The following is a 20,397-nucleotide window of genomic DNA, read 5'->3' on the forward strand; positions in this document are numbered from 1 at the left end:
TCGGCACCCCGGCTGACCCCGCTCATCCCGCGAAGACGGCGAGCGGCTTGGCGAGCGCGCCCCGCTCCTCCACGAGCGCGAGCAGCTCGCCGTCCGGCCCGAACACGCCGATCGGGCCCGTGCCGAGCCCCGCGGCGGGCAGCCGGCCGCCGTGCCCGATCACGCGCGCCTCCTCAGCGGTGACGTCCCTGCGCGGGAAGGCCGCCGCGACCGCCGCGCCGATCGGCAGGATCTCGCACTCCCCGGCGAGTTGCTCGACCGTCCTGGCCAGCGACAGGTCGTAGGGGCCCACCCGGGTGCGCCGCAGCCGCGTCAGGTGGCCTCCGACGCCGAGCTCCGCCCCGAGGTCGCGGGCCAGCGCGCGGATGTAGGTGCCGCTCGAGCAGGTCACGACCGCGTCGACGTCCACGACCTCGTCGCCGGCCCTGATGTCCAGCACCTCGAACGCGCTCACCGTCACCGGCCTGGCCTGCAGCTCGACCGTCTCGCCCGCGCGCGCCTTCTTGTAGGCCCGCTGCCCATCGACCTTGATCGCGCTGACCTGCGGCGGGATCTGCATGATCGCGCCCGTCAGCGCCGCGACGCCCTTGTGGATCTCAGCCGGGGTGATGTCCGAGGCCGGGACCGCGGCGGTGACCTCGCCCTCGGCGTCGTCGGTGTTGGTGCTCACTCCTAGCCTGATCGTGGCTTCGTAGACCTTCTCCGTCAGGGCCAGATGACCGAGCAGCCTGGTCGCCTTCTCCACGCCGACGACCAGCACGCCCGTCGCCATCGGGTCGAGCGTGCCCGCGTGCCCCACGCGGCGGGTGCCCGCGACGCGCCGCATCTTGGCCACCACGTCGTGGGACGTCCAGCCGTCCGGCTTGTCGACGATGATCAGACCGCTCTGAGCCATCAGGCCTTCCTCAGCTCTCGCCGGAACTTCACCATCGTGTCCTCCACGCTGTCCTGGGAGGTGTAGCCGGCGGCGTTGTGGTGCCCGCCGCCGCCCAGTGCCGCGCACACGGCGGCCACGTCGACGGTGCCCTTGGACCGGGTGGACACCTGCCAGTAGCCCTGGTCGTCCTCCTTGAGCACCACCGCGACCTCGGCCTCGTCGGTGCGCCGCAGGATGTCGATGACGCCTTCGAGCTCGGAGTAAGGCAGCGCGTACGCGGCCCGATCGACCTGCGACACGTATGTCCACACGAGCCCGTCCTCCAGCGTCACCCGCTCCAGAGCCCCTGCCAGCACCTTGAGGTAGCCGAAGGGGGAACGGTCCCACAGCTCACGGGCGATCTCGTCGGTGCGCAGCCCGGTGGCGACCAGCCTGGCCGCCATGTGGTGCACGGCGGGCGTGGTCGTGGAGTGGCGGAACGATCCGGTGTCGGTCACCAGGCCCGCGTACAGGCAGGTGGCGATGTCGCGGTCGAGTTGCCCGCCGAGCCGGTAGATCAGCTCCTCGGCCAGCATGGCCGTGGCCGCGGCCGCGGAGTCGATGAGGCTGAGCGTGCCGAACTCGCCCTCGTTGGAGGGGTGGTGATCGACCACGATGACCTCACAGGCCCTGGCGGTGCTGGCGCCCAGGAGCCCCAGCCGCTGGAACGTCGACGAGTCGAACGTGATCATCAGGTCGGGGGACTCGGGGAACTCCTCCGGCGGCACCAGCATCTCCTGCCCCGGCAGGAACCGCAGCAGCCGCGGCACCACGAAATGGTGGTCGCCGAACGACGTCACCACCCGCTTGCCCATCGAACGCAGCGTGAACGCCACGGCCAGCATCGAGCCGAGCGCGTCGCCGTCGGGGGTCACGTGGCAGGCCATCGCCACCTCGTCGGCCTGCCGGATCAGGTGCAGCGCCCGGTTCCACGCGGCCTCGGGGACCGCGCACTCGTCCGGCGGCCGTCCGTTGACACGGGGTGGCTCCGCCCTGTCGCGTACGTCGGGCGTCACGCCTGGTCGTCCCCACCAACGGCACCCCCGTCTTGGCCCTCGTCGGGCTTGCGGTAGGGGTCGGCCTCGCCCGCGTAGGTGGCGCTCTGGGCCCGCCGCGCCACCTCGGCGTCGCGCGCCCTGGCGGCGTTGATCAGATCGTCGAGCTGACGCGCGCTGTCAGGCAGCGGGTCATGCTTGAACGTCAGCGTGGGGGTGAAACGAACGCCGGTCTGGCGTCCTACCTCGGAGCGGATGATGCCCTTGGCGCTGTCGAGGGCCGCGGCGCTGTCGGCCCGCTCGGCCTCTGAGCCGAACACCGTGTAGAACACCGTCGCCTCACGCAGGTCGGCGGTGATGCGCGTGTCGGTCACGGTGACGAAGCCCAGGCGCGGATCCTTGATCCGGCGCTCCAGCATCTCGGCGACGATCTGCTGGATGCGGTCGGCGAGCTTGCGCGCTCGTGCGGCATCCACCATGGTTCGCTCCCCCTCACGCACGACCTGGCCGTGCAGTCGTTCATTCTTCGTCGGTGTAGAGCCGGTGCCGGGCCGACAGCAGCTCGATCTCAGGGCGGAAGGCCACCATACGCTCGCAGGCGTCCAGCACTTCCTTGCAGTTTCCCGCTGAGGCGGAGACCACCGCGATGCCGATTTCCGCCCTGCGGTGCAGGTCGAGATGGCCGGTCTCAGCCACCGCGACGCCGGGATAACGGCGCTGGATCTCGGCGATCAACGGGCGCACGGCAGAGCGCTTCTGCTTCAGCGATCGGACGTCGCCGAGCAGGATGTCCAGGGTCAAGGCACCCACATACATCGTTGGCTACCACCGCTTGTCCTGGTGGGGTGGACGCACGACCGGCCTGCTGCGGTGGGGACCAGGCCGAGGCGTGCGAGAGGCGCCCGGCGGATGTCCCGCCGGGCGCCCGGCCGCGCGTCACACGCGCGGCTTCTCCCGCATCTCGAACGTCTCGATCACGTCGTCGATCCGCAGGTCGTTGTAGCCGACCCCGATGCCGCACTCGAAGCCCTCGCGGACCTCGGTCGCGTCTTCCTTGAAGCGACGCAGGGACGAGACTGTCAGGTTGTCGGCGATGACGACGCCATCGCGGATCACCCTGGCCTTGCTGTTGCGGACGATCACGCCGGAGCGGACCAGCGAACCGGCGATGTTGCCGATCTTCGGCACCTTGAAGATCTCGCGAACTTCGGCGGTGCCCAGCTGGGCCTCTTCGAACTCGGGCTTGAGCATGCCCTTGAGGGCCGCCTCGATCTCCTCGATCGCCTGGTAGATGACCGAGTAGTAGCGGATGTCGACGCCCTCGCGCTCGGCCAGGTCGCGCGCCCGGGGCTCGGGGCGGACGTTGAAGCCGATGATGACCGCGTTGTCGTCGGCGACGGCCAGGTTGACGTCGTACTCGGTGATCGCGCCGACCGCGCGGTGCAGGACACGGAGCCTGACCTCGTCGCCGACGTCGATCTTGAGCAGGGCGTCTTCCAGGGCCTCCACCGAACCGGACACGTCGCCCTTGATGATGAGCTTGAGCTCGTCGACGCTGCCCTTCTCGAGGTCCTTGAAGATGTCCTCGAGGCTGCGGCGACGGCTCGACTTCGCCATGTCGGCGCTGCGCTTGCGCGCCGCGCGCTGCTGGGCGATCTGGCGCGCCATCCGGTCGTCGGTGACGACGATGAAGTTGTCACCGGCGCTCGGCACGGCCGTCAGACCCATCACCAGGACCGGACGGGACGGCGTGGCCTCCTCGACCGGCTCACCGGTGTCGTCGAGCAGGGCGCGGACGCGGCCGAAGGCCTCGCCGCACACGATCGAGTCGCCCACCCGCAGCGTGCCGCGCTGGACCAGGACGGTCGCGACGGGGCCACGGCCGCGGTCAAGGTGCGCCTCGATCGCGATGCCCTGAGCGTCCATCGACGGGTTGGCCCGCAGGTCGAGCTCGGCGTCCGCGGTCAGCAGGATGGCCTCGAGGAGCTGCTCGATGCCCGTGCCGTTCTTCGCCGAGATGTCGACGAAGAGCGTCGAGCCGCCGTATTCCTCCGCCACCAGGCCGTATTCGGTGAGCTGGGCGCGCACCTTGTTGGGGTCGGCGCCCTCCTTGTCGACCTTGTTGACCGCGACGACGATCGGCACCTCGGCCGCCTGAGCGTGGTTGAGCGCCTCGATCGTCTGCGGCTTCACGCCGTCGTCGGCCGCGACCACCAGCACCGCGATGTCGGTGGACTTGGCGCCTCGGGCACGCATGGCGGTGAACGCCTCGTGACCCGGGGTGTCGATGAAGGTGACCTTGCGGTCTTGGCCCTCGTGCTCGGCGGAGACCTGGTAAGCGCCGATGTGCTGGGTGATGCCACCCGCCTCGCGCGCCACCACGTTGGTCTTGCGGATGGCGTCGAGCAGCTTCGTCTTACCGTGGTCGACGTGACCCATGACGGTCACGACCGGCGGGCGCGCGGCCAGGTCGGCCTCGTCGCCCTCGTCCTCGCCGAACTCGATGTCGAAGGCCTCGAGAAGCTCGCGGTCCTCCTCCTCCGGGCTGACGACCTGGATGTTGTAGTCGAGCTCGGCGCCGAGCAGCTGCAGCGTCTCCTCGTTGACCGACTGCGTCGCCGTCACCATCTCGCCGAGGTGCAGCATGATCTGCACGAGCGCGGCGGGGTTGGCGCCGATGCGGTCGGCGAAGTCGGACAGCGACGCGCCCCGCGGAAGGCGGATCGTCGCGCCGTTGCCGCGAGCGACCTGCACGCCTCCGATCGCGGGCGCCGACATGTTGTCGAACTCCTGGCGCCTCTGCCGCTTGGACTTGCGGCCACGCGCCGGACGACCGCCGGGACGCCCGAAGGCTCCCGCGGTGCCGCCGCCACGACCGCGACCGCCGCCGCCAGGCCGGCCGCCGAAGCCGCCGGGACCGCCGGTGCCGGTGCGCGGACCGGCACCGCCGCCACCGGGACGGCCGGCGTAGCCGCCGCCACCGCCGCCGGGACGACCGCCACCGCCGCCGCCACCGGGGCGGCCACCACCGCCGGGACGGCCACCACCGCCACCGCCGCCGGGACGGCCACCACCGCCACCACCACCGGGGCCGGCAGGACGGCCCTGCGGCATCATCATCGGGTTGGGACGCGGACCACCAGGACGGGGACCACCCGCACCGGGACCGGGACGCGGTCCGCCCGCGGGCGGACCAGGACGCGGTCCCGCGGTGCCGGACCTGCCCTCGCCACCGCCACGGCCCTGCGGCGGACGCGGGATCGCGCCGTCGCGCGGCGGGCCGTCACGGCGCTCACGCTGGCCGGGACCGCCGCCGTCGCGGTTGCCTCCCGGACGCGGCGGACGGGACTGGCCCATGCCGCTGGCGTTGGAAGAGAACGGGTTGTTGCCGGGACGCGGACCACGCGGACCGGGCTTGGGGCCCGGACCGGGACGCGGGCCGCCGCCGGACTGACCGCCTGGACGCGGCGCCTGCGAGGAGCCGCCGCCTCCCGGCCCGGGACGGGGCGCGGGACCGGGCTTGGGACCCGGGCGGGCCGCCGGACCCGGCCGCGGGCCGGGACGGGCGGGGGCGCCGCTCTCGAAACGTGCCTGTGGTGCGCCGGACTCGCCGCGCGCCGCCTCGGGCTGCTGCTGCGGCTGGTGCGGCATGGGCACCGGCGGACGCGGCTGCGTGCCGCCCGCGGGACCTGGACGCGGACCGGGCTTGGGACCCGGACGCGGTGAGGGGGCCGGCGCCTGCGCGCCGTTACCGGCCTGGCCTTCGGCCGACCGGGGGGCAGCCCTCGGGGGCTGCGGTTTGCTGGACGGCTGACCGCCGCCTCTGGAGGGCCCACCCTTGGATGCGCCCAGAGCTTCGGTGAGCCTGCGGACCACCGGCGCTTCGATGGTCGAGGACGCCGAACGGACGAACTCTCCCATCTCTTGGAGCTTGGCCATGACGACCTTGCTCTCTACGCCGAACTCCTTAGCGAGCTCGTATACCCGGACCTTCGCCACTGCACTCCCTTACTCGGCCCGGGAGGCTGGCTGTGCCGTCCGGACCGTCGCTACCTTGACGTCTTCATCGCCGCGTGCTCATCAGGCGCTCATAGCAATCTGACTCCGCCCATCAACTCGGCGTCCTACATGACATTTCGTGGTTCTCCTTCCAGGTGCGCCCGCACGCGCGAGACGTCAAGCGGCCCCGGCACGCGGAACGCGCGCGGGAACGCTCGGCGACGCTCGGCAAGCTCCAGACAACTCGCGGACGGGTGCAACGATGCACCACGCCCAGGGAGCCGTCCTCGCAGGTCGGGAACCACGTGGTCCTCGACCCGCACCAGGCGGAGCAGCTCGGACTTAGCCGTGCGGACCCTGCAGCCCACACAGGTGCGCTGTGGGGCGGCCAGGCCACCATATTCCAGCTTACCGTGTCGACGCATCTACGGAACCGGCGGCATCCTCGGCTTGGGTGTCAGGACGGATGTCGATCCGCCATCCTGTCAGTCGCGCGGCGAGCCGGGCATTCTGCCCCTCTTTCCCGATGGCCAGCGAGAGCTGGTAGTCGGGAACGGTCACACGTGCCACACGCCCGTCGAGATCGAGAACCTCAACGTGGGAAACGCGCGCGGGGGACAGGGCATTCCCCACGAACTCGCCCGGGTCTTCCGACCAGTCGATGATATCGATCTTCTCGCCGTGGAGCTCGGTCATCACGTTACGCACCCGTGACCCCATCGGGCCGATGCACGCGCCCTTGGCGTTGACACCCGGCTTGCGCGACCGGACCGCGATCTTCGTACGGTGGCCCGCCTCGCGCGCCACCGCGGCGATCTCCACGGTGCCGTCGGCGATCTCCGGCACCTCGAGCGCGAACAGCTTCTTCACCAGACCGGGATGCGTGCGCGACAGGGTGACCGACGGGCCCTTGTGGCCCTTCTTCACCTGCACCACGTAGGCGCGGATGCGCTCGCCGTGCACGTATTCCTCGCCGGGGACCTGCTCGGCGTGGGGCAGCACGGCCTCGATCTTGCCGAGGTCGACCAGCACCACGCGCGGATCCTTGCCCTGCTGGATGACGCCGGAGACCAGCTCGCCCTCGCGGCTGGCGAACTCGCCGAAGTTGATCTCGTCTTCGGCGTCGCGCAACTGCTGCAGGATGACCTGCTTGGCGGTGGTGGCGGCGATCCTGCTGAAATTGCTGGGCGTGTCGTCATATTCCCTGACGATCTCGCCTTCCTCGTCGACCTCGGCGGCCCAGATCGTGACGTGACCGCTTCGCCTGTCGAGCTCGGCACGCGCCTTGGAGGCGGCGCCGTCGGTGCGGAAGTAAGCGATCAGCAGCGCGTCCTCGATCGCCTTGACGACCAGGTCGAAGGAGATGTCCTTCTCCCGTTCGAGGCTGCGCAGGACGCTCATGTCGATGTCCACGACGGCTCCCCCCTTAGCCTTCGTCGCCGTCGACGTCGTCGATCCGGCGGAACTCCACTTGTACCCGTCCCCGGGCCAGGTCTTCGTAATCAAGCCTGCGCGCGGCGCCCGCGACGTCGAGGTCGACGCCGCCGGCGTCTGCCGCCAGGATGCGGCCCTCCACCACGGAGCCGTCTCTCATCTCGGCCTTCACCAGCCGTTTGGCGGCGCGCCGCCAGTGACGCGGCTCGGTGAGCGGGCGGTCGACGCCGGGCGAGGAGACCTCGAGCGTGTAGGCGGCCTGGCCCATCGCGTCGGTGTCGTCCAGGGCTGCGGAGACCGCCTGGCTCACGTCGGCGACGTCGTCGAGACTCACCCCGCCGTCGCGGTCGACGATCACGCGCAGGAGCCGTCTCTTGCCGGCCTGCGTGACCGTGATGTCCTCCAGATCGAGGCCCTCCGCGCTGACCACGGGCTCAAGGAGCTTCATCAGGTGGTCGCGGGGTGATGCGCTGCCCATATCGACCTCCCCTATTGTCATGTCTCAGCCGGGCGGACCTCGCCTCTGGCTCTCCGCCGCCTGGCCGCTCGGCCAGCGACGACAGTTGACACCCTATCCGTACGGGGGCACGAAAAGAGCGCCACTCGTCGTGCTCGAGTGGCGGAGCGTCGCTTGACAACGATCCGGGGTGCCAGCCCGTACGATGCTACCGATGAGAAGCCGCCAGGCGGGCTGCCGCTACGGCATCAGCGCGGCATCGGTGCGGCACGGCGGTTGACCGGCCGGCTGATGGGCGGGTTTCTCGTCCGTCTGCTCCATGAACAGTGGGAGGTCCATCCCGTGCGCCCGCGTCAGCTCTCCAGGCGTGCCCTGCTGGCGGGTGGAGCGGCCGCTCTCACCGCGTGCAGCGCGTCCGGCCCTTCGCAGCCGTCCTCGCCGCCGTCCGACTCGCCGGAGACGGTGCTGGTGAAGGGGCTGATCGCGGAGAAGGAGGGTACGATCGCGCTCTATTCGTCGCTGATCGCCGACGGCGCGGAGAAGCTCGTGCCGTTCCGCGACCGGCATCAGGCACACGTCGACACCCTGCGCAAGCACGTGCCGACCGGCTCCGCGGCCCCGACCGGGTCACTGTCCGCGTCGTCAACGGGGTCGCCAACGGGATCGCCGTCCGGGTCGCCGTCCGCACCGGCCACGCCGGAGAAACCCTCGCTGTCCCGGCTGCGGTCGCTGGAGCGGAAGGCGGCGGCACGGCGCGCCCGCCAGCTCGCAGGCCTGTCACCGGGGATGGCCCAGCTGATCGCCAGCATCGGCGCCTGCGAGGCCGCCCACGCCGCCGCTCTGCCGAGGTCGTTGTGAACGCGGGCGACATCGAGAAGCTGCGCAGGGCGCTGGCGGCCGAGCACGCCGCGGTGTTCGCGTACGGGCTGCTCGGCGCGCGCACGTCGGGGTCGTTGCGCGACGAGATGACCGCCGCCTTCGACGCCCACCGGGCGCGCCGCGACCAGCTGCGCGGCTACATCACCTCGCGGGGCGGCAAGCCCGCCGAACCCGACGCCTCCTACGCGCTGCCGTTCGTCCCCTCCGACGCCGCGCAGGCCGCCAAGCTGGCGGTGCACCTGGAGAACGGCGTCACAGCCGCCTACCTCGAACTGGCCGCGGCGCAGGACGGCGCGCTGCGCCGCTACGCCGCGCTGGCCATGCAGGAGGCCGTGACCCGCTCCTACGCCTTCCGCCCCGCCCAGCCGCCGGCGTTCCCTGGCATGCCGGCGCCGCCACCGGCGCCGCCGTCTCCCTCGTCGTCACCGGTACAGGACGGAGAGTAGGTCGGGTCCGAGGCGCTCGATGGCGGCCGCGTCGAGTTGGTAGTAGACGACCGAGCCGCGCCGGTGGGTGTGGACGAGCTCGGCCTCCCTGAGCCTGCGCAAATGCCTGGAGACCTGGGGCGCGGTCATGCCGAGCTGGGTGGCCAGCTCGGCGGTGGCGACCGGGTTGCGCAGGATCGCGTAGCAGAGCCGCAGCCTGGTCGGGTCCTGCAGGGCGGCGAGCCGGCGTCTGGCCGTCTCCAAGGTCGGCGCGGGAGCGGTGCCGGCGCTGTACTGGATGACGACGGGATGGCCGGGAAAGTGCTTGATCACCAGGTGTGGCCGCCCGTGGACGGTCGGCACGATCAGGCAGGGACGCCCGGCGTCCACGCGGGCGGTGGCGCTGTAGAGCTTGTCGAACACGATCCGCAGCGACCCCGACGCGGTCCTGGTCGCGGTGGCGGTCGGGAGGTCGGCCAGGGCCAGGGGCCCGCGCCTGCGCAGGTCACGCGTACGCAGCGCGCCGTCGTGGTCGAGTGCCTGGCGCAGCGACGGCCATTCGGCATCGAACATCGCGGCGGCGAAGCGGGTGAGGAAGGCGAGCAGTTCCTCACGGAACCCTTCGGGGTCGGCGCGCAGCCGGGCGCCGATCTCCACGCGGCTGGTGGAGATCAGCCGCATCCGGTTCAGCTCCTCGTCGCCGAGCAGCGGCACCAGCTCGGCGTCGTTCTTGCCGATCAGGGCCTGCACGGTCATCGCGGTGAAGTCGCCGATGGGCAGCTCGGCCACCTCCCGCAGCTCGCCGGTCAGGGTGCGCTTGGGCGTGGCGGACAGCGGCAGCAGATAGCGGGCGCGGAAGGCGCCCCAGAGCGGTGCCCAGGCGGCGGCCGCCGCCAGCAGCCCGTCTGGCAGGTCGCGGTGCGCCCTGGCGGCCCAGGCGGCGCTGGCGGGGTGGTGCCCTGGCTCGTCGAACGCGTGCAGGCAGGCGCACAGCTCGGCCAGCGGCGAGCGGCGCACGACGATGGATTCGGTGGCGGATAAGTCGAGGAACAGCGTGACGGCCACCCTGCACATTACCGCGTACGCGTCAATCTCCTTGCGGCTGACCCCGCGTTTACCGAGGCTGTCGCCTCATGACTGAGGCATTGCATGTGGTCAAGCATCCGACCGCCTTCTATTCGGCGGGCGCCACGACCGTGTTCGCGTCGAGGTTCGACCAGCGGTTCTCGTACTGCCTGTACGTGCCGTCCACGCACGACCCGGACGGCGTTCCTCTGCCGATGGTGGTCCTGCAGCACGGGACCGGCCGGCGCGGCCCGCAGTATCGCGACAACTTCGCCGGGTGGGCCGAGGAACACGGCTGCCTGGTGCTCGCCCCGCTCTTCCCCGCCGGCATCGAGGACCCGCACGACCTGCATGCCTTCAAGTTCATCCGGTACGGGGCCATCCGCTTCGACCGCGTCCTGCTGGCCATGGTGGACGAGGTCGCCGAGCGCTTCAACGTGGCGGCGGAACGGTTCCTGCTGCATGGATTTTCCGGTGGCGGCCAGTTCGTGCACCGGTTCGGCTACCTGCATCCCGACCGGCTGTCCGGATTGTCCATTGGTGCACCAGGGCGGATAACGTACATCGACCACACGAGCCCGTGGTGGATCGGGCTGAAGGGGTTCGAGGAGGAGTTCGGCTGCCCGCCCAGGGTGGAGGAACTGCGCGACGTGCCGGTGCAGATGGTCGTGGGCAGCGCCGACGTGGAGACCTGGGAGATCAACAACCAGGGTGACAGCAACTGGATGGACGGCGCCGACGCCCACGGCCTCACCCGCGTCGAGCGGCTCACGGCCCTGCGCGACAACTTCGAGGCCCACGGCATCAGCGTGCGGTTCGACGTCGTGCCCGGCGTCGGCCACCAGCCGATGCAAGTGCTCGAACCGGTCAAGGACTTCTTCGCCTCGATCCTCACCCCCCGGGAGTCATCATGAAGATCAAGCTACTGGCCACCGTCGCGGCGGCCGTGACCCTCAGCGGCTGCGCCGTGGGCGGCGAGAGCGCCGACGCCGGAGCCGCCTATCCGAGCAAGGCCCTGTCGATCATGGCGCCGGGCAGTCCCGGCGGTGGCTGGGACACGCGGGCACGCGGCATCGCGAGCGCGCTCAGCGAGTGCGAAGTGGCCGACGTGGACGCCACGGTGACGAACGTGCCCGGCGCGGGCGGCACGATCGGGCTGGCGCAGTTCGCCAAGCACAAGGGCGACCCCTACCAGCTCATGGTCATGGACAGCGTGACCATGCTGGGCGGCATCGTGAGCAACAAGTCTCCGGTGGACCTGTCCGAGCTCACTCCCGTGGCCGGGCTGAGCCGAGGGCCGAGCGCCATCGTGGTGCCGGTGAAGTCGCCGTACAAGGATCTGAAGGCGCTGCTCGACGCGATGGAGGCCAAGCCGCGCAGCGTCAAGTGGACCGGCGGCTCGCTCGGCGGGCCCGGCCAGATGACGGTGGCGGGGCTGGCCAAGGAGCGCGGCGTCGCCGCCAAAGAGATCAACTTCGTGCCCACCGCGGGTGGCGGCGAGTCCATGAACCTGCTGCTCAGCGGGGCCGCCACAGCCGGCATCGACACGGTCGCCGAGCTGCGCGCGCAGATCGAGGCGGGCGAGCTGCGGGCGCTCTCGGTCGACTCCGAGCAGCGGGTCCCCGGCCTCGACGCGCCCACGATGAAGGAGCTCGGCCTGGGCGACGAGGCGGTCTCCACGCTGGCCGGCGTGCTCGCGCCCGCCGGGCTGACCAAGGAGCAGCAGCAGGAGGTGATCGGCCTGCTCGACAAGGTGCGCAAGACCTCGTGCTGGAAGAAGGACCTGGAGCGCAACAACTGGACCGAGGACTGGAAGCCGGGTGACGAGTTCGGCAAGGTGCTGGCCGAGCAGCGCACGCAGGTCACCGCCATCCTGGGCGATCTGGGGCTCGGCAAGTGACGCAGCGGATCGTCTCCGCCGGCTTCCTGCTCGCGGCCGTGGTCGTGCTGGTCCAGGCCTTCGCGATCCCGCAGAGCGAGGGTTATCAGGCCGTGGGGCCGCGGGCGTTCCCGCTGCTGGTCGGCGGCGGGCTGGCGGTGGTGGCCGTGGTCGGGGTCGTCCAGGCCTTCAGGGCCGGCCCGCGGGCCGCCGAGGAGGAGACGCACTGGCCGTCGGTGCTGATGCTGGTGGCGGCGCTGGCGGGCTACGCCGCGGTCCTGGTCCCCGCCGGCTACTGGCAGGCCACGACCGTGTTCTTCGCGGTCGTGGCCAGGGTGCTGGGCAGCAGGAAGCTGCTGCGCGACGCGCTCGTGGGGCTGGTGCTGGCGCTGGCCACGTATTTCCTGTTCGACCGGCTGCTCGGCGTCACGCTGCCGCCCGGCCTGGTCAGATTGGCGATCTGAGATGGACGTGCTCGGCAACCTGCTCGACGGGTTCGCTCACGCGCTGAGCCTGCAGAACCTGCTGCTCGCCGTCCTCGGCGTCACCGCCGGCACGCTGGTGGGCGTGCTGCCAGGGCTCGGGCCCGCCACGACGATCGCGCTGCTGCTGCCGCTGACGTTCGTGTTCGACCCGGTCGGGGCGTTCGTGATGTTCGCCGGCATCTACTACGGCGGCATGTACGGCGGCTCGACCACCGCCATCCTGCTCAACATCCCCGGCGAGACGGCCTCCATCCCCACGACGCTGGAGGGCTATCCGATGGCCAGGCGCGGCCGGGCGGGGGCGGCGCTGGCGACGGCGGCCATCGGGTCGTTCGTGGCGGGCACGATCTCCACGGTCGTCATCACCTTCCTGGCTCCCGGCATGTCGAACATCGCCAAGCTCATCCAGCCGGCCGAGTACTTCTCGATTATGGTGCTCGCCTTCGTGACGGTCACCTCGCTGATGGGGGACTCGATCGTGCGCGGGCTGTCGAGCCTGCTCCTGGGGCTGACGATCGGGATGGTGGGGATCGACCAGATGACCGGCCAGCCGCGCTTCGCGTTCGGGCTGCCCGAGCTGTACGAAGGGCTGTCGGTGGTGGCGCTCGCGGTCGGGTTGTTCGCCGTGGCGGAGGCGGTTGCCACGGCCGCCTCCCGGAACCGGCCCGCGCAGGCTCCCGTCACGGTCGACGGCAGGATCGGGATGACCCGCGACGACTGGCGCCGCTCGTGGAAGCCGTGGCTGCGCGGGACGGCCTTCGGGTTGCCCATCGGGTCGCTGCCCGCAGGAGGCGCCGAGCTGCCCACGTTCCTCAGCTACAACGTGGAGAAGCGGCTGTCGCGGCACAAGGAGGAGTTCGGGCAGGGGGCGATCGAGGGGGTCGCCGGTCCCGAGGCCGCCAACAACGCGGCGTTCTCCGGAGTGCTGGTGCCGCTGCTCACGCTGGGCATCCCGACCTCGGCCACGGCGAGCATGTTGCTGATCGCGTTCCAGATCTACGACGTGCAGCCGGGGCCGCGGCTCTTCGACCAGCAGCCGGTGCTGGTGTGGACGCTGATCGCCAGCCTCTACCTCGGCAACGTGATGCTGCTCCTGCTGAACCTGCCGCTGATCCGGGTGTGGGTGAAGCTGCTCAGCGTGCCCGCCGCGCTGCTGACGGCGGCCATCCTCGCCTTCGCCACGCTGGGGGTCTACTCGATCTCGCAGAGCGTGTTCGAGGTGCTGGTGGCGTACGGGTTCGGGTTGCTGGGGTGGGTGCTGCACCGGGCGCGGTATCCGGTGGCGCCGCTCATCCTGGGGGCGGTGCTGGGGCCGTTGATGGAGGTGCAGTTCAGGAGGGCGCTGGCGTTCAGCGAGGGCGACCCTTCGGTGTTCGTGACGCGGCCGGTGTCGCTGGCGATCCTGCTCGTGGCGGCGGCGTGCCTGATCGGGCCGGCGATCGTGCGCGCCCGCGCCAGGACCTCCGTGCCGTCCGCCTGACGGCGCCAGCATGGCGGCCTGCCGGCAGGCCGCGGCGCCCGGACTCAAGCGGATGGGCGCCGCGGGGGAACGTCAGGAGGAGGCGGCGGCGATGCGGTCGGCGGCCTCGGCGAGCGGGATCTCCGACTTCTCGCCGGAGACGCGGTCGCGCAGCTCGACCACGCCCTGCGCCAGGCCGCGCCCGACCACCACGATCGTCGGCAGCCCCAGCAGCTCGGCGTCCTTGAACTTCACTCCCGGCGAGACCTGCGCCCGGTCGTCCACCAGCACCCGCAGGCCGCGCGACTCCAGCTCGGCGGCCAGTTCGAGCGCGGCCCCGACCTGGTTGTCCTTTCCGGTGCCGACGATGTGCACGTCGGCGGGCGCGACCTCGCGCGGCCACACCAGCCCGAGCGAGTCGTGCAGCTGCTCCGCGATGACCGCCACGGCACGCGAGACACCGATGCCGTAGGAGCCCATCGTGACGCGGACGGGCTTGCCGTCAGGGCCGAGCGCGTCGAGCCCGGCCACGTCGGCGTATTTGCGGCCGAGCTGGAAGATGTGGCCGATCTCGATGCCGCGGTCGATGGACAACTCGGAGCCGCAGCGGGGGCAGGCGTCGCCGGCGCGCACCTCGGCGGCCTCGATCGTGCCGTCGGGGACGAAGTCGCGCCCCGCGACCACGCCGGCGGCGTGCTTGCCGGGCTCGTTGGCGCCCGTCACCCAGGACGTGCCGGTGACGACGCGCGGGTCGATGAGGTAGCGGATGCCGAGCTCGCGCAGGACCTGCGGGCCGATGTAGCCGCGCACGAGGCCCGGGTGCCTGGCGAAGTCGGCGGCCTCGAAGATGGCGGGCTCGCCGGGCGCCAGGGCGGCCTCGAGGCGCTTGAAGTCGACCTCGCGGTCGCCGGGCACGCCGATGACCAGCGTCTCGGCCTCGTCGGAGCCGGGCGTGGTCACCTTGACGACGACGTTCTTGAGCGTGCCGGCGGCGGTGACGGACAGGCCGTGGTGCTCGTTGACGTAGGACACCAGCGTCTCGATGGTCGGGGTGTCGGGGGTGTCCATGACCCGCAGCGCCGGCGCGTCGTCGAAGGAGCGGGCGGCGGGCGCGGGCGTGACGACGGCCTCGGCGTTGGCCGCGTAACCGCAGGCGCGGCAGGCCACGAACGTGTCCTCGCCGGTGGGCGTGGGCGCCAGGAACTCCTCCGAGGCCGAGCCGCCCATCGCGCCCGACTGCGCGAAGACGATCTTGTAGTTGATGCCGAGGCGGTCGAACGTGCGGATGTAGGTCTCGCGGTGCTGCTCGTAGGAGCGCTTGAGCCCGTCGTCGTCGAGGTCGAAGGAGTAGGAGTCCTTCATGAGGAACTCGCGGCCGCGCAGGATGCCCGCCCTGGGCCGTGCCTCGTCGCGGTATTTGGTCTGGATCTGGTAGAGGGTGACCGGGTAGTCCTTGTAGGAGGAGTATTCGCCCTTGACCATGTCGGCGAAGAGCTCCTCGTGCGTGGGGCCGAGCAGGTAGTCGGCGCCCTTGCGGTCCTGCAGGCGGAAGAGCGTGTCACCGTATTCGGTCCAGCGGCCGGTCGCCTCGTAGTATTCGCGGGGCAGCAGGGCGGGGAAGAGCACCTCCTGGCCGCCCATCCGGTTCATCTCCTCGCGGACGATCCTGGCGATGTTGTCGAGCACCAGCTTGCCGAGGGGGAGCCAGGAGTAGATGCCGGGCGCCACGCGGCGGACGTAGCCGGCGCGGACGAGGAGCTTGTGGCTCGGCACTTCCGCGTCTGCCGGGTCGTCCCGCAGGGTGCGAAGAAACAACGACGACATGCGCAGCAACACGGCCACTCCTTGCTCGAACCCGGGTCTGAAGGACTACAGGCTATCGACTCCCGGCGGCGCGCCGCTCTGCTTGTCCCCGCGGTCAGACCGGCAGCGGGAGCAAGCCCGCCAGGGAACCGGTCAGGCCGGCCGCGAGCAGGGTCGACAACACCGCCGACATCGCCAGCGCGCGCACCCGTCCCCACGCGTTCCTGCGCAACCCGAGCACCAGCGCCACGGACAGCAGCCCGATCGCCGCCGCGGGATACGGCCAGAACGAGCCGTCGCTCTCGACGAGCCCGGGAACCGCCCTGTCGGCCACGTCCGCGATCAGGGCCGCGCCGACCGCGGCCGCCGCGAGGTCGCCCCACACGTCGTCCCTGCGGGTGACGTAGGCCACCAGGCCCAGGCCGACGAGCAGGACGAGCGTCCAGTTGACCCCGGCGGCGTCGCCGGCGGCGCCCAGGACGTCGTCGCCGAGCAGCGCCCTCGCGCCCATGGCCGAGACCAGCGTGGACACGGCCGCCAGAAACGTTGTCACCAGCGCCCACCCGAATCCCGTGGCGGTGGCGCCCACCGCCAGGGTGAGGGCGAAGTAGGCGTACGGGTCGTAGATCTGGCCCAGCCATCCGGGGCCGTCGCCGGTGGCGAGCACGCCCATGGGGCCGACGGCCAGACCACCGAGGAAGGCCGCCAGCAGGTGCTGTTCGATGTTGCGCTGACGCCGGTCGTATTCGGCGTAGTCGCCATAGTCGATTGTGGTGTTGTCCATCTCCATCCCAGGTCAGCCCTCCCCCGGCGGATTCCAGGGATGACCAGTACCAGATTATGAAATCGTACAAAAAGGGCAAAATCGGGTCATCAGTCCACATACGAGCAATCGCTTGGTTAAGATGCCGTCCGTGGGTCTTCCCGATGAGCTACGCGACGCCGTCCGCGCCTATCTCGCCGGCCGGCCCGGCGCGTCGTGGCAGGAGTCCGCGCGCGAGGTGGGCATCGCCGGGCTGCTGGTCCCCCAGGAGCACGGCGGTGCGGGCTGCGGCCCGGCCGAGATGGCGGCCGTGGCCGGGGAGCTGGGCCGGGTCCTGTCTCCCCATCCGTTCCTGCAGTCGGCGGTGATGGCCGTCACTGCGGCCAGGGCCGGCGGGGCCGGGGAACTGCTGAGCGCGCTGGCCGACGGCTCGGCGACCGCGACCGTGGTGCTGCCGGGCGACGGCGACCTGCGGCTGGAGGGCGATCTGCTCACGGGCGACGTCGCGTACGCGCCGGCGGGCGAGGTGGTGCTCGTCTACGTCGCCGGGCTGCTGGTGGAGGCCGTGCCGACGCGGCGCGAGCCGTACGTGACGATGGACGAGAGCCGCCCGCTGCAGCGGCTCGCCTTCCACCAGGCCCCGGTACGCCGGCTGGGCGACGGCGGGTCGTGGACCCGTGTGCGCGACCTCGGCATCGCGGCCCTGGCCGCCGAGCAGGCGGGCGGGGCGCGGCGGTGCCTGGAGATGGCCGTCGAGCACGCCAGGACGCGGCGGCAGTTCGGGCGGCCGATCGGGTCCTTCCAGGCGATCAAGCACAAGCTGGCCGATCTGCTCCTGCTGGTGGAGTCGGCCCACTCGGCGGCGGAGGCCGCGGCCCGCGACGAGGTGTCCGCGGCCATCGCGGGGTCGTACTGCACGGAGGCCTATCTGGCAGCGGCCGGCGAGAACATCCAGGTCCACGGCGGGATCGGGATCACCTGGGACCATCCCGCGCACCGCTACCTCAAGCGCGCCACCTCGGACGCGCAGCTCTTCGGGCCGCCGCAGGCCCACCGCACCCGCCTGGCGGCTCACGTTTTCACGGACGCCTAGCCGTCGCCTAGCCCCCGAGCAGTTCCTCCCACGGGTGGCGGGTGTTGGTGCGGCGGGTGGTGTCGAGGGCCTCGGACAGCCGCCAGAAACCGGACCGCGCCCGCAGCGTGGCCCGGCCCATCGGGTCGATCGCCCGCAGCTCGAACCGCACGCCCATCACGTCGAGCACGGCCGAGCCCGCGCTGCCCGGGCCCGCCTCGGTGACGAGAGGGCCGTCGGAGGCGCGGACATGACCTGAGAGGAGCGCGGCCACCTCCGAGGCGTACGGGCCGTCGCGCCACTCGATGTGCCAGCTGTGGTCGGCCCCGCGCCACCAGGTGAGGTCGCGGCACGACTCGATGAAGTCGACCTCGGTCGCGAGCGCGGCCATCACCCGGCCGAACGCCTCGTATCCGCGGGCGCTCGTGAGCGAGAGGTCGTCGTCGCCGAGGCCGGGGCCGGGGCCGGGGAGCGCGCCGTCCTTGGGCCGCCGCGGCGCGCGCTTTCGCTTCACGGGCATCACTCTGATCGCCGCCGCGCCCTTCCCGCAAGTCTTTGCCGCTGATACGCTCTACCAAGCGAGCGCTTGGTCACTAACTTGCCGGAGGCGCGATGACGTCCCTACGGATCAGCCTGGGATACGAACTGGAGGTCCGCGGTCGCACCCGCGACGTCGAACAACAGGCGTTCCAGAACGTGATCGAGCAGGTCGTGCTGGGCGACCGGCTGGGGTACGACACCGCGTGGTTCGTGGAGCACCACTTCACCAGGGGTTTCTCCCACTCCTCCGCCCCCGACCTGGTCCTGGCCGCCATCTCCCAGGGCACCGAGCGCATCCGTCTGGGGCTCGGCGTGGTGCTGCTGCCGTTCCAGTCCCCGATCCGCACGGCCGAGCGCGTCGCCACGCTGGACGTGCTCAGCGGGGGGCGGGTGGAGTTCGGCACGGGCCGGGGTGCCTCGCCCCTGGAGTACCAGGCGTTCCAGCGGCCGTTCGAACAGTCGCGGCGGATCTGGGAGGACTCGCTGGAGGCGACGCTGGCGATCTGGCGGGCCGACGGCGCGCCGATCAGCCGGTCGAACGCGTTCTTCGAGATCCCTGACGTGGCCGTCTATCCCCGGCCCGCGCAGGAGCCGCATCCACCGGTGTGGGTGGCGTCCACGTCGCTGGAGGGTTACCTGGCGGCGGCACGGAACGGGTACAACCTGCTCGGCATGACGATGCTCAAGGGCATCGACGACGTGGCCGCCGACATCACGAGATATCGGGAATGCTTGGCCGAGAACGGCTTCGACCCGGCCTGCCGGCGCGTCGCCCTGATGATCCCCTGGTACGTTGCCCCCACCCGCGACGAGGCGACCGCCACGGCCGCCGACGCCGTGCTGTGGTACATCCGCCGCCAGGTCAACCTCGTCACCCCGCCCGACTACTACGACGCCCGCCACGCCACGCACCGCGTGCTGGGCCAGCTTGCGGCCGGGCTGCCGCCGGAGGAGGCGATGGCCACCCTGCGCGAGAACCTGATGGTGGTCGTGGACGACGTGGCGGGCTCGCGCAAGGCCCTGGCCAGGATCGCCGAGGCGGGTGCCACCGACCTCATCATCCAGGCGCAGGTCGGCGGCCTGGCGCACGACCGGGTGTGCGACGCGATGACGCTGTTCATGGCCGAGGTGGCGCGGTGACCCCGGGGCCCCGCTGGCTGACCCGTGACGACCTGGGTGCCGCCGGACACTCCGCCACCGGCCTGCTCCTCGTCTCCCCCGACGCGTCGAGCGTCCTCCCGATGGGGCCGGACGACCGCGCGGCGGCGTCCGCGCTGACCGGCGCGGCGCTGCGCGCGGCAGGGGTGGGCGAGCGCGACCGCGTCGTGGTGGCCCTGGCGGAGCCCGCCGGCGCGCTGTGGACGGCCGCGGCGGCCGAGATGGCCGCGGCCGCCGCCTGCGCCGGGCCGCGCGGCCGGATGCGGCTGCACCACGCGCTGTCCGCGTTGAAGGCCACCACGCTGGTCATCACCCCGACGGGGGCGATGGACTTCCTGGCCCGCCTGCACCTGGAGTTCCTGCTGGACCCGCTGGATCTGGGCCTCAGGACCATCGTGCTCACCGGCGAGATCGCCTCGAAGCGCACGATCGGCCATCTGGCGGGCGAGTTCGGGGCACGCGTCACGGAAGTGCTGGCGAGCCCGTTCGGCGGCACGGCCCTGGCCTGGCGCGCGGCCGAGGACGACCCGCTCACGCCGCTCGCCGGCGGCCTGCTCGCCCCGGCTCCCCTGACCAAGGACGACCAGTCCGCGCCGACCGGCCCGCTGGCCGAGCTCGTCATCACCCCGCGAGGCCACGCGACGCTCGGCGACGCCGTGCTCAGGACCGGGCTGGTGGCCGGGATCGGTCCTGAGCACGGCCCCGGCGTTCCCGCGCCCGCCCATACGGCCGGCGAGCACGTCCTGGTGAGGGGCGTGTGGCTGGCCCTGCCCCGCGTCGAGAAGGCGCTGGCGAAGATCGACGGCGTGGCGGGCTGGGAGCTGGCGATCAGCCGCCCGGGGACGCTGGACACGGCGGCGCTGACGGTGACGTTCACCCGCGAGAGCCTGGTGGCCAACCCCATGTGGCGCTCGCGGATCGAGCAGGCGCTCCGGGCGCTGACCCCCGTCTCGATCGACGTGGAGATCGCCGGGAACGTCTCGGAGGCGCCCTTCCCCGCGACGGTGACCGACCTGCGCGGCCACCACCTCGGCAGGGACCGGGCGCTCATCACCTGAGAGGCGACGG

The 20,397-nt window shown here is 71.6% G+C and carries 21 protein-coding genes; 9 read left to right on the forward strand and 12 right to left on the reverse strand.

Annotation, left to right across the window (positions count from 1 at the left end; all coding sequences use genetic code 11):
* Nucleotides 1-22: 22 nt before the first annotated feature.
* From truB to rimP, 8 genes are all read right to left on the reverse strand, one after another.
* Nucleotides 23-895, reverse strand: a complete 873-nt coding sequence (gene truB / locus E1294_RS10545) for a tRNA pseudouridine(55) synthase TruB (protein WP_132507297.1) — start codon at nucleotides 893-895, stop codon at nucleotides 23-25.
* Nucleotides 895-1,932 carry a DHH family phosphoesterase gene (locus E1294_RS10550; RefSeq protein WP_132507299.1) on the reverse strand — a complete coding sequence of 346 codons (1,038 nt, stop codon included), beginning with the start codon at nucleotides 1,930-1,932 and terminating at the stop codon, nucleotides 895-897. Before E1294_RS10550 ends, truB begins: the two co-directional genes overlap by 1 nt.
* Nucleotides 1,929-2,390 carry a 30S ribosome-binding factor RbfA gene (gene rbfA / locus E1294_RS10555; protein WP_132507301.1) on the reverse strand — a complete coding sequence of 154 codons (462 nt, stop codon included), beginning with the start codon at nucleotides 2,388-2,390 and terminating at the stop codon, nucleotides 1,929-1,931. The genes E1294_RS10550 and rbfA overlap by 4 nt, the downstream gene beginning before the upstream one ends.
* A 40-nt stretch (nucleotides 2,391-2,430) precedes the next feature.
* Nucleotides 2,431-2,727 (reverse strand): DUF503 domain-containing protein, encoded by a 297-nt coding sequence (locus E1294_RS10560; RefSeq protein ID WP_132507303.1) that lies wholly within the window; start codon nucleotides 2,725-2,727, stop codon nucleotides 2,431-2,433.
* A 120-nt stretch (nucleotides 2,728-2,847) separates the two neighbouring features.
* On the reverse strand, nucleotides 2,848-5,910 hold the full coding sequence (gene infB / locus E1294_RS10565) for a translation initiation factor IF-2 (RefSeq protein WP_132507305.1): 3,063 nt from the start codon (nucleotides 5,908-5,910) through the stop codon (nucleotides 2,848-2,850).
* Between the two features lie 125 nt (nucleotides 5,911-6,035).
* A complete protein-coding gene (locus tag E1294_RS10570) occupies nucleotides 6,036-6,335 on the reverse strand; it encodes a YlxR family protein (RefSeq protein ID WP_132507307.1) in 300 nt (99 codons plus the stop codon).
* On the reverse strand, nucleotides 6,319-7,311 hold the full coding sequence (nusA, locus tag E1294_RS10575) for a transcription termination factor NusA (protein ID WP_132507363.1): 993 nt from the start codon (nucleotides 7,309-7,311) through the stop codon (nucleotides 6,319-6,321). The genes E1294_RS10570 and nusA overlap by 17 nt, the downstream gene beginning before the upstream one ends.
* Before the next feature lie 25 nt (nucleotides 7,312-7,336).
* Nucleotides 7,337-7,822: a ribosome maturation factor RimP gene (gene rimP / locus E1294_RS10580; RefSeq protein WP_132507309.1), complete on the reverse strand. Its 486-nt coding sequence runs from the start codon at nucleotides 7,820-7,822 to the stop codon at nucleotides 7,337-7,339.
* 321 nt (nucleotides 7,823-8,143) lie between these two features.
* Between rimP and E1294_RS10585 the strand changes: the two genes are divergently transcribed.
* On the forward strand, nucleotides 8,144-8,659 hold the full coding sequence (locus E1294_RS10585) for a hypothetical protein (RefSeq protein ID WP_132507311.1): 516 nt from the start codon (nucleotides 8,144-8,146) through the stop codon (nucleotides 8,657-8,659).
* Nucleotides 8,656-9,126, forward strand: coding sequence for a ferritin-like domain-containing protein (locus E1294_RS10590; protein WP_246082928.1), 471 nt, complete (start codon nucleotides 8,656-8,658; stop codon nucleotides 9,124-9,126). The genes E1294_RS10585 and E1294_RS10590 overlap by 4 nt, the downstream gene beginning before the upstream one ends.
* Here E1294_RS10590 and E1294_RS10595 read toward each other — a convergent pair.
* Nucleotides 9,103-10,170: an ArsR/SmtB family transcription factor gene (locus E1294_RS10595; protein ID WP_220447653.1), complete on the reverse strand. Its 1,068-nt coding sequence runs from the start codon at nucleotides 10,168-10,170 to the stop codon at nucleotides 9,103-9,105. The two genes, E1294_RS10590 and E1294_RS10595, sit on opposite strands and share 24 nt — an antisense overlap.
* 68 nt (nucleotides 10,171-10,238) lie before the next feature.
* Between E1294_RS10595 and E1294_RS10600 the strand changes: the two genes are divergently transcribed.
* The 4 genes from E1294_RS10600 to E1294_RS10615 are packed head-to-tail and all read left to right on the forward strand — an operon-like array spanning nucleotide 10,239 to nucleotide 14,014.
* The gene (locus E1294_RS10600) at nucleotides 10,239-11,084 is read left to right on the forward strand and encodes an alpha/beta hydrolase family protein (protein WP_132507315.1); all 846 of its coding nucleotides are present in this window, start codon (nucleotides 10,239-10,241) and stop codon (nucleotides 11,082-11,084) included.
* Nucleotides 11,081-12,070, forward strand: coding sequence for a Bug family tripartite tricarboxylate transporter substrate binding protein (locus tag E1294_RS10605; protein WP_132507317.1), 990 nt, complete (start codon nucleotides 11,081-11,083; stop codon nucleotides 12,068-12,070). Before E1294_RS10600 ends, E1294_RS10605 begins: the two co-directional genes overlap by 4 nt.
* Nucleotides 12,067-12,513 carry a tripartite tricarboxylate transporter TctB family protein gene (locus E1294_RS10610; protein WP_132507319.1) on the forward strand — a complete coding sequence of 149 codons (447 nt, stop codon included), beginning with the start codon at nucleotides 12,067-12,069 and terminating at the stop codon, nucleotides 12,511-12,513. Before E1294_RS10605 ends, E1294_RS10610 begins: the two co-directional genes overlap by 4 nt.
* Nucleotide 12,514: 1 nt before the next feature.
* Nucleotides 12,515-14,014: a tripartite tricarboxylate transporter permease gene (locus tag E1294_RS10615; RefSeq protein WP_132507321.1), complete on the forward strand. Its 1,500-nt coding sequence runs from the start codon at nucleotides 12,515-12,517 to the stop codon at nucleotides 14,012-14,014.
* Nucleotides 14,015-14,086: 72 nt separating this feature from the next.
* Here E1294_RS10615 and E1294_RS10620 read toward each other — a convergent pair whose 3' ends face one another.
* Nucleotides 14,087-15,829 carry a proline--tRNA ligase gene (locus E1294_RS10620; protein ID WP_181958485.1) on the reverse strand — a complete coding sequence of 581 codons (1,743 nt, stop codon included), beginning with the start codon at nucleotides 15,827-15,829 and terminating at the stop codon, nucleotides 14,087-14,089.
* An 82-nt stretch (nucleotides 15,830-15,911) separates the two neighbouring features.
* Nucleotides 15,912-16,580, reverse strand: coding sequence for a hypothetical protein (locus E1294_RS10625; protein WP_132507323.1), 669 nt, complete (start codon nucleotides 16,578-16,580; stop codon nucleotides 15,912-15,914).
* A gap of 130 nt (nucleotides 16,581-16,710) precedes the next feature.
* Here E1294_RS10625 and E1294_RS10630 point away from each other — a divergent pair, with 130 nt between their 5' ends.
* Entirely contained in the window at nucleotides 16,711-17,652 is a 942-nt protein-coding gene (locus E1294_RS10630; protein WP_132507325.1) for an acyl-CoA dehydrogenase family protein, read from the forward strand.
* 7 nt (nucleotides 17,653-17,659) lie between these two features.
* Here E1294_RS10630 and E1294_RS10635 read toward each other — a convergent pair whose 3' ends face one another.
* A complete protein-coding gene (locus tag E1294_RS10635) occupies nucleotides 17,660-18,151 on the reverse strand; it encodes a hypothetical protein (RefSeq protein ID WP_132507327.1) in 492 nt (163 codons plus the stop codon).
* Nucleotides 18,152-18,243: 92 nt separating this feature from the next.
* Here E1294_RS10635 and E1294_RS10640 point away from each other — a divergent pair, with 92 nt between their 5' ends.
* Together E1294_RS10640 and E1294_RS10645 are read left to right on the forward strand one after the other, a co-directional pair.
* Nucleotides 18,244-19,311 carry an LLM class flavin-dependent oxidoreductase gene (locus E1294_RS10640; protein WP_132507329.1) on the forward strand — a complete coding sequence of 356 codons (1,068 nt, stop codon included), beginning with the start codon at nucleotides 18,244-18,246 and terminating at the stop codon, nucleotides 19,309-19,311.
* On the forward strand, nucleotides 19,308-20,387 hold the full coding sequence (locus E1294_RS10645) for a phenylacetate--CoA ligase family protein (protein WP_132507331.1): 1,080 nt from the start codon (nucleotides 19,308-19,310) through the stop codon (nucleotides 20,385-20,387). The genes E1294_RS10640 and E1294_RS10645 overlap by 4 nt, the downstream gene beginning before the upstream one ends.
* Nucleotides 20,388-20,397: the final 10 nt, after the last annotated feature.

The organism is Nonomuraea diastatica, assembly GCF_004349015.1.
Taxonomy (GTDB): domain Bacteria; phylum Actinomycetota; class Actinomycetes; order Streptosporangiales; family Streptosporangiaceae; genus Nonomuraea; species Nonomuraea diastatica.